Origin of the sequence: Cupriavidus consociatus, assembly GCF_017814975.1 — a bacterium.
GTDB classification, from domain to species: domain Bacteria; phylum Pseudomonadota; class Gammaproteobacteria; order Burkholderiales; family Burkholderiaceae; genus Cupriavidus; species Cupriavidus consociatus.
On record NZ_JAGIQA010000027.1, the window covers coordinates 52,986 to 60,840 of the forward strand.

The window sequence follows — 7,855 nt, forward strand, 5'->3', positions numbered from 1 at the left end:
AGCCGCCCGCTTTGGCTCCCGCCTCGCCGCCTATCCTGAACCCATCCGGCCCAGATCCAATGAATTCGCATAGCAGACGCAATTTCCTCAAGCTTGCCGGCGGCAGTGCCGCCGCCACCGCCGCGCTGGCCGCGTTCCCGCCGGCCATCCGCCGCGCGCTGGCAATCCCCGCGAACAATGCCACCGGCACCATCCGCGACGTCGAGCACGTGGTCATCCTGATGCAGGAAAACCGCTCGTTCGACAACTACTTCGGCACGCTGCGCGGCGTGCGCGGATTCGGCGACCGCTTCCCGATCCCGCTGGCAGGCGGCCTCAACGTCTGGCAGCAGACCTATACCAACGGCAGCACCACGCGCAGCGTGCTACCCTACCACCTCGACAGCAGCGCGGGCAATGCGCAGCGCGTCAGCGGCACGCCGCACTCCTATCCCGATGCGCAGGCCGCATGGGACCTGGGCCGCATGAACAAGTGGCCCACCTACAAGCAGACCCAGTCGATGGGCTACTACACCGAGGCCGAGCTGGATTTCCAGATGGCGCTGGCCAATGCCTTTACGCTGTGCGATGCCTACCACTGCGGGTTCCACGGCGGCACCAACCCGAACCGGCTGTTCCACTGGACCGGCACCAACGATCCGGCCGGCACGCATGGCGGCCCGGTGATCGACAACAGCGGCGACTCCTTCACCGGCTCCAACACGCCCTACACCTGGACCACCTACCCTGAGCGGCTGAACGCAGCCGGCGTCAGCTGGAAGGTCTACCAGAACATGCCGGACAACTTCACCGACAACCCGCTCGCGGGTTTCAAGCAATATCGCGACGCCAACGCCGCGCGCGGCAACCAGCCCAACGGCAGCCCCTATCCGCCATACACCAGCGCCGACGACGCCATCAGCCCGCTGCTCAAGGGCGTGGCCAACACCATGCCGGATGGCGGCTTCCTGCAGGCACTGCGCGACGATGTTGCCGCCGGCACGCTGCCGCAGGTGTCGTGGATCGTGGCCCCGGCCACCTATTCGGAGCATCCCGGGCCGTCCAGCCCGGTGCAGGGTGCGTGGTACACGCAGGAGGTGCTCAACGCGCTCACCGCCAATCCCGCGGTCTGGAGCAAGACCGTGCTGCTGATCAATTTCGACGAGAACGACGGCTACTTCGACCACGTGCCGCCGCCGTGCGCCCCCGCCTACGACGGCGATGCGCTTGCCGGCGCGACCACGCTGCCCACCGGCGAACTGGCGACCGAATACCACGTCGACAAGCAGCCGTACGGCCCCGGCCCGCGCGTGCCGATGTATGTGGTGTCGCCCTGGAGCCGCGGCGGCTGGGTCAACTCGCAGGTGTTCGACCACACCTCGGTGCTGCGCTTCCTGGAGGCCCGCTTTGGCGTCGTGGAAAGCAACATCAGCAGCTTCCGCCGCGCGGTGGCGGGAGACCTGGTCTCGGCCTTCAACTTCGTCAGCCCCAACGCCAACCCGCTGCCCTCGCTGCCCAACCGCGACAAGGCCAGCGCGGATGCCATCCGCACCGCGCAGGGCGTGCTGCCGCAGGTGCCGCTGCCCGCGGCAGGCACCCAGCCGATGCCGCCGCAGGAGCGCGGCACGCGTCCGTCGCGCGCATTGCCGTACGAGCTGCATGTCAGCGCCCGCGAGGACGCCCGCGAACGCGTGGTACGGCTGCTGTTCGCCAACGCCGGCAAGGCCGCCGCGGTCTACCACGTCTATGACCGCCTGCACCTGGACCGCGTGCCGCGCCGCTATATGGTCGAGCCGGGCAAGGAACTGCACGGCAGCTGGGATGTCTTCGCCAGCGACGCCGGCAAGTACGACCTGTGGGTGCTCGGCCCGAACGGCTTCCATCGCGCCTTCATCGGCGACGTTGCCGCGGCCGGCGCCGCGGGCGCCAGCGCGCCCGAGATCCGCGTCTGCTATGACATCGCCAACGCCGCGGTCTACCTGGACCTGATCAACACCGGCAGCGCCGCCTGCACTTTCACCGTGCGGCCCAATGCCTACCGCAATGACGGCCCGTGGAGTTTCGAGGTGCCGGCCGGCAAGCAGCTGCAGCAGCACTGGCCGGTGGGTCTGCAGGGCAACTGGTACGACTTCACCGTGACGGCGTCGCAAGGCGGCTTCACACGGCGCTTTGCCGGGCGTATCGAGACCGGCAAGGACAGCGTGTCGGATCCGGCCATGGGCGTGACCGGCTGACGCCAGCCCCGGGCGGCCCGCGGCGGGTTTTCCAAGCGGGCCACGCCTTCTCCTGGACAGGACAATGTTCCGGAAAGGCCGCCTTGTCGGCGGCCTGCGGCTGCTACGGCGGCGTTTTTTGTATGCCTGCGCACAAAACAGGCGGGCCTTACACCCGTTTGCGCTTTGATCGCGGCGGCCGCATGACGAACAATGACGGCAAGGGGGAGGTCGTATGCAAGAAATCGCCACAGAACTCGATGTGATGCACACGGAATCCGATCTGGTTTGCGAGCCGACGACGGGTAGTATCCGGAGCGCGAGCCAGGTGTCAGGCGCTGCCGTGCTGCCCGTCATTGTCTTCGTGCTCGAGTCACGCCATCCGGCGTCGTGGGAACACGAGCTGGTGAACCGGATCCACGCGTCCGGCATCTGCGAGACCCTTGTCCGGGAGCTCGAGCCGTCCAATGGCAGCGTCAAGGGCACGACGCAAGCTGATCGCGCTGACGCTGCAGCGCGGTTGCGCAAGGTCTCTGCAATCGTCGATCTCACTGGCCGCCTCGGCGCGGATTCCCAAAGCGATGCTGTCGAGGGTGTATGGCGCCTTTGCGATCGGCGCGGCGTGGTGCTGGGTGACGGGCACCATGGACTCGAAACGATCGCGGCGGGCGTCGGCATTCATCTGAACCTTGTTGCGAGCACTGCGTCGGGAGCCACCCTGATCGACAAGGCGGGGGCATTCGCCTGTCCGGGCGAACGCGTATCGCCGCAGCGCTTGTGCAGCTATGCGGCCAAGCTGTTGCTGTCCGCGGTGCGCGAGATTGCCGTGCTCGGCGCCCTGGAGCCGCGTCCGGCGTGGAAGCCGGACGGCAAGCGTGCGAGCTTGCTGCAGCGGATGATGTGGAAATTGCGGGAGCTGGGCCACCGCTTGTTGCGCTTGCTCAGGGGCTGCCTGCTGGTTGACTATTGGATGGTGGGCGTCGTCGACATGCGCTTGACCGAAGCCATGCGCTCACAACACTTGCCGGTGCGATGGATCGGCAAGCGCAAGGGAGCCCGGTATTGGGCGGATCCGTTCGGCGTGCCCGGCAGCAAGGATGAAATCTATTGCGAGGAATTCGATCTCAAGCGGAACATTGGCCGCATTGTCAGGTTGAAGCTCGGCGATTCTGTCGAGCCGGATGCGCCCAAGCATGTCGATCTCGGGCTGGCGGGTCACTTGTCGTACCCCTATCTGTTTCCTCACGACGGCGCCTTGTATTGCGTCGCGGAATCGGCGCAAAGCCGCCGCTGCGTGCTGAACCGGCGCGACGAGAGCGGACGCTGGGCACAGGTCGCGGTACTCCTTGACGATACCGAGGTTGCCGACCCCACCATCTTCTGGCACCAGGGATACTTCTGGCTGGCGTACACCGACGTATCACTGGGTGCGTTCGACAACCTTTGCCTGTGCTATGCATCCGATCTTCTCGGCCCATGGCACGCGCATCCACAGAATCCGGTGAAGATCGATCACCAGTCATCGCGCTCCGCTGGCGCCGTCGTCACGGAAGGCGACCAGTTGTTGCGCGTGGCGCAGGTATGCAAGAGCGGATACGGCCAGGCAATCGCCGTCAATCGAATACTGCATTGCACGCCTCACCTCTATCGAGAGGAGGTGGTTCGAATCGTCAGCCCGGAAAGAGATCAGTTGAATCCACGCGGTATCCACACGATGTCGGCCTGGGGAGATCGTACCCTGGTGGATGGCAAGCACTCCGTGATCAGCTATTGGGTCCTGCGACGCAGGATCACGTCCCGGATTTCCCGCGCGGCGCAGCGGTTGCTTTGCCTTGGCATCTACCAGCATTGCAACGAACCCTTGCTGCATCTGGTTCTGGAATTGTAGTGAGGTGCGGCCGGTTGCTGGTCCGGGCGACTCATCAGCCATGCGGTCAATCAAACCGTTGACGTTTGCGCACGACTTGCGCCCCGGTATTTAACACGGTCTGGCCAGCACCGGCGTCTCGGTTTTGTCATATTGCCCCGCTAGACTGCGCGGTCGTCCGGACCTGTCCGGTCCGCTTCCCTCAACTACTGCGGATGACCATGCTTGGCGACCTGCTGATGACTTTTTTCGAAGTGGCGCGCCAGGGCAGCATCACCATGGCGGCCCGGCAGCTGCGCGTGAGCCAGCCCACCGTCACCGGCCGCATCCGCCAGCTCGAAGAGTCGTATGGCGTTGAGCTGTTCCACCGCCGCGCCAGCCGGGTCGACCTGAGCGACGTGGGACTGGCGCTGATGCCGGTGGTCGAGCAGCTGATGCAGCACGAAGGCCAGGCCGACTACCTGCTGCGCAACGCTGGCGACCTGCGCTTCGGCAGCCTGCGACTCGGCGCCACGGGTCCCTACTACATCCTGCGCGCGGTGGCCGCGTTCCGGCAGCGTTATCCGGCAATCGAGGTAAGCCTGGACATCGGCAATTCGCAGCAGATGCTGGAAGCACTGTTCGAGTACCGGATCGACGCGGCCGTGTCGTCGCATCCGGTGGAAGACGACCGCCTTGCACGCATCCGCCTGGCCTCGGCGCCGATGGTGCTGGTGGCGCATCCGGACCATGCCCTGGCGCGCCTGCCCCAGGTGGACCTGGCCCAGTTGCGCGGCTGCCATTTGCTGGTGCGCGAGCACGGCTCGATGACACGCAAGGCGACCGAGGATGCGCTCGCCGCCTGCGCGCAGCAACTGCCACGGCATACCGTGATCGGCAGCCGCGAGGCCATCTACGAAGCGATCCGCCAGAACCTCGGCGCGAGCGTGATGCCGCTGGGCGAAGTGCCGCAAGACCCGCTGCTGCGGGTGGTGCCGTTCGCGCACGGGGCGCCTGTGCTGAACGAATACCTCTACTGCCTGCAGAGCCGGCGCGGCACGCGCCTGGTGGGTGCCTTCCTGGCCTGCGTGACGGCGGCCGATTTGGCCGATTTGGCCGATTTGGCCGATGCCGCCGCCGAGCCGCGGGCGGCATGACCGCGCGCGCCGACGCCTTTCCTGAATATGACCAGCTGCTGGCGCTGCTCGACGCCGCCAGCCATGTACTCGACTGTCGCGTGGTGTGCGAAGCCGTGGTGCAGGGACACCGCTTCGGCGTGCATGTGGCCACCCTCGGCAGCCGCGACCCGCAGTCGCCGGCCATCGGCATCTTTGGTGGCATCCACGGGCTGGAGCGGATCGGCACGCAGCTGGTGCTGGACTACCTGCGTTCCGTGCTGGGCCGGCTGGCGTGGGATGAGCTGCTGCATCGCGAACTGCAGGCCGTGCGGCTGGTGTTCATGCCGATCGTCAATCCCGGCGGCATGTGGGCCGGCACCCGGGCCAATCCCAACGGCGTCGACCTGATGCGCAACGGCCCGCAGGACGCCGACGCGCGCGTGCCGTTCCTGGCCGGCGGGCAGCGCCTTGGCGCCTGGCTGCCCTGGTATCGCGGCCCGGAAGGCGGACCGATGGAGCTGGAGAGCCGCGCGCTGCTGCGCGTGGTGCAGGAAGAACTGCTGCCGCGCCCGCTCAGCTTCGCGGTGGACTGCCACTCCGGCTATGGCTGGCGCGACAGCATCTGGTTCCCCTACGCGCGCACGCGCCGGCCGATGGCGCACCTGCCCGAGATGTTCCTGCTCAAGACGCTGTTCGAGCAGGCGCATCCGCACCACGGCTACACCTTCGAGCCGCAAAGCCACCAGTACCTGCTGCACGGCGACCTGTGGGACCATGCGTATGACCTCGCGCCGGCCGGCAGCATGTTCCTGCCGATGACGCTGGAACTGGGCTCGTGGCTGTGGATCAAGAAGAACCCGCGCCAGCTGTTCTCGCGCGAGGGGATCTTCAATCCGATCAAGGCGCACCGCACCGCGCGCGTGCTGCGCCGCCATGTGAGCCTGTTCGATTTCCTCGGGCGCGTCGCGTTTGCGCCGGAACGCTGGCTGCCGCGCGGGCTGCAGCGCGAGGCGCTGCTGCAGCAGGCGCACGCGCACTGGCAGACGCAAGCGTCGCCATAAGCTGGTGAGGAATGGCATGAGCCGATGGGTATTCCTGCGGGGGCTGACGCGCGAGACGCGCCATTGGGGGCACCTGCCTGAGCAATGGGAAGCGGCCGGGCTGGGCCGGCCGCTGCTGCCCGACCTGCCGGGCAATGGTGCGCTGTCGGTGCAGCCATCACCCTGGAGCGTGCGCGACATGGTCAGCGCCGTGCGCCGGCAGCTGTCGACGGCCGGCGCGCGCGGGCCGTACCGCGTGCTGGCGATGTCGCTGGGCGCGATGGTGGCCACCGAATGGGCCAGCAGCTATCCGGACGAAGTCCGCGGGCTGGTGCTTGTCAATACGAGCATGCGGCCCTTCTGCACGCCGATGCAGCGGCTGCGGCCGCGCAACTGGGGCAAGCTGCTGCGCATCGCGCAGCGCTGGCACGACCGCGCCTATTGCGAGCGCACCATTCACGCCATCACCTGCGCGCGCGCGGATACGCTCACTGCCGACATCGCCGCCTGGCAAGCCATTGCCGCCGACGCGCCGGTCAGCCGCGCCTCAGCGCTGGCGCAACTGGTGGCCGCGGCACGCTATCGGGCACCGGCGAGCGCGCCTGGCTGCCCGTTGCTGCTGATTGCATCGTCATCGGACCGGCTGGTCGACCCGGCCTGCTCCGCACGCATCGGACAAGCCTGGGACGCGCCGGTGCTGACGCATCACTGGGCCGGCCACGACCTGCCACACGACGATCCGCGCTGGTTGTGCGAAGCCGTGTCGCGCATGGGGTCAGGCGACGGCTAGCGCCCGCTCCGCCGGCATCAGGCTGGTCAGCATCCCCGCGGCGGCGTCGAGCCGGTCCGTGGTGCCGAACAGCCGCGCACTGATCAGGCCGTTCTGCAGCGCGCCGAACGCCACCTGCGCCAGCTGCTGCGGTGGCGCCGGGTAAGGCGTCTGCCGCAGCGCCGCCGCGCGCTCGAACAGCCGCGCGAGCCATTGCTCGTTGAGGCAGACAAAGTCGCGCATCGCGCTGCGCACGGATTCCGGCAGCATCAGCACGTCCGCCCCCAGCATGCCGACCAGGCAAGCCTCGTCGCCGCCGGCGCCGGCGCGCAGGGGTGCCAGGTATTGGCGCGCCTGCTCGGCCGGCGGCAGGCTGCTGTCAATGGCGTCCAGCCGTGCCTGCCTGCGTTTGCCGTATTCGCGCACCGCTTCCAGCACCAGGTCGTCTTTCGACGGAAAGTAGTAGTGAATGCTCGAGGTCTTGACCCCGACCAGCTCCGCCAGGTCGCGATAGCTGAACCCGTTGAAGCCCCGACGGCGGATCAGCACTAGTGCATGTTCGACCAGTTCTTCACGTACAGACCGGGTTTTCATGGTTTCAACTCCTTCTTTCCGCACCGCCCGGCTCAGGCCGGCAGCGCGCGTGCGACAAGGGTAATGAGGGACCCGCTGACCAGGCAGAGCCCTACCCATCCACCCAGGATCAGCGCAGTGTCAAGCCAACGCATGATCGACTCCATGAATCGGGCCGCACGCTGGCAGCCCGGTGGTTACAGGGGCCGGCAACTTGCCGGCCGTATTTCAGACGCTTGCCTCAGGCGAATGCGCCGTCGGTGTACGGGTCAGCCTTGCCGACACGTGCGCCATCGGTGTACGGGTCGATGCTGCGT

6 protein-coding genes are annotated in these 7,855 nt (G+C 67.2%); 5 read left to right on the forward strand and 1 reads right to left on the reverse strand.

The features are described 5' to 3' along the window. Positions 1 to 59: 59 nt before the first annotated feature. From J8I82_RS29005 to J8I82_RS29025, 5 genes are all read left to right on the forward strand, one after another. Positions 60 to 2,213, forward strand: coding sequence for a phosphocholine-specific phospholipase C (locus J8I82_RS29005; RefSeq protein WP_209762673.1), 2,154 nt, complete (start codon positions 60 to 62; stop codon positions 2,211 to 2,213). Between the two features lie 214 nt (positions 2,214 to 2,427). Beyond that, positions 2,428 to 4,080, forward strand: a complete 1,653-nt coding sequence (locus J8I82_RS29010; protein WP_209762676.1) for a glucosamine inositolphosphorylceramide transferase family protein — start codon at positions 2,428 to 2,430, stop codon at positions 4,078 to 4,080. 200 nt (positions 4,081 to 4,280) lie between these two features. Beyond that, entirely contained in the window at positions 4,281 to 5,195 is a 915-nt protein-coding gene (locus J8I82_RS29015) for a LysR substrate-binding domain-containing protein (RefSeq protein WP_209762834.1), read from the forward strand. Then, positions 5,192 to 6,217 (forward strand): M14 family zinc carboxypeptidase, encoded by a 1,026-nt coding sequence (locus J8I82_RS29020; protein ID WP_209762679.1) that lies wholly within the window; start codon positions 5,192 to 5,194, stop codon positions 6,215 to 6,217. The genes J8I82_RS29015 and J8I82_RS29020 overlap by 4 nt, the downstream gene beginning before the upstream one ends. A 16-nt stretch (positions 6,218 to 6,233) precedes the next feature. Next, positions 6,234 to 6,986, forward strand: a complete 753-nt coding sequence (locus tag J8I82_RS29025; protein ID WP_209762681.1) for an alpha/beta fold hydrolase — start codon at positions 6,234 to 6,236, stop codon at positions 6,984 to 6,986. Here J8I82_RS29025 and J8I82_RS29030 read toward each other — a convergent pair. After that, positions 6,972 to 7,559, reverse strand: coding sequence for a TetR/AcrR family transcriptional regulator (locus J8I82_RS29030; RefSeq protein ID WP_209762686.1), 588 nt, complete (start codon positions 7,557 to 7,559; stop codon positions 6,972 to 6,974). The genes J8I82_RS29025 and J8I82_RS29030 overlap by 15 nt on opposite strands. Positions 7,560 to 7,855 lie beyond the last annotated feature (296 nt).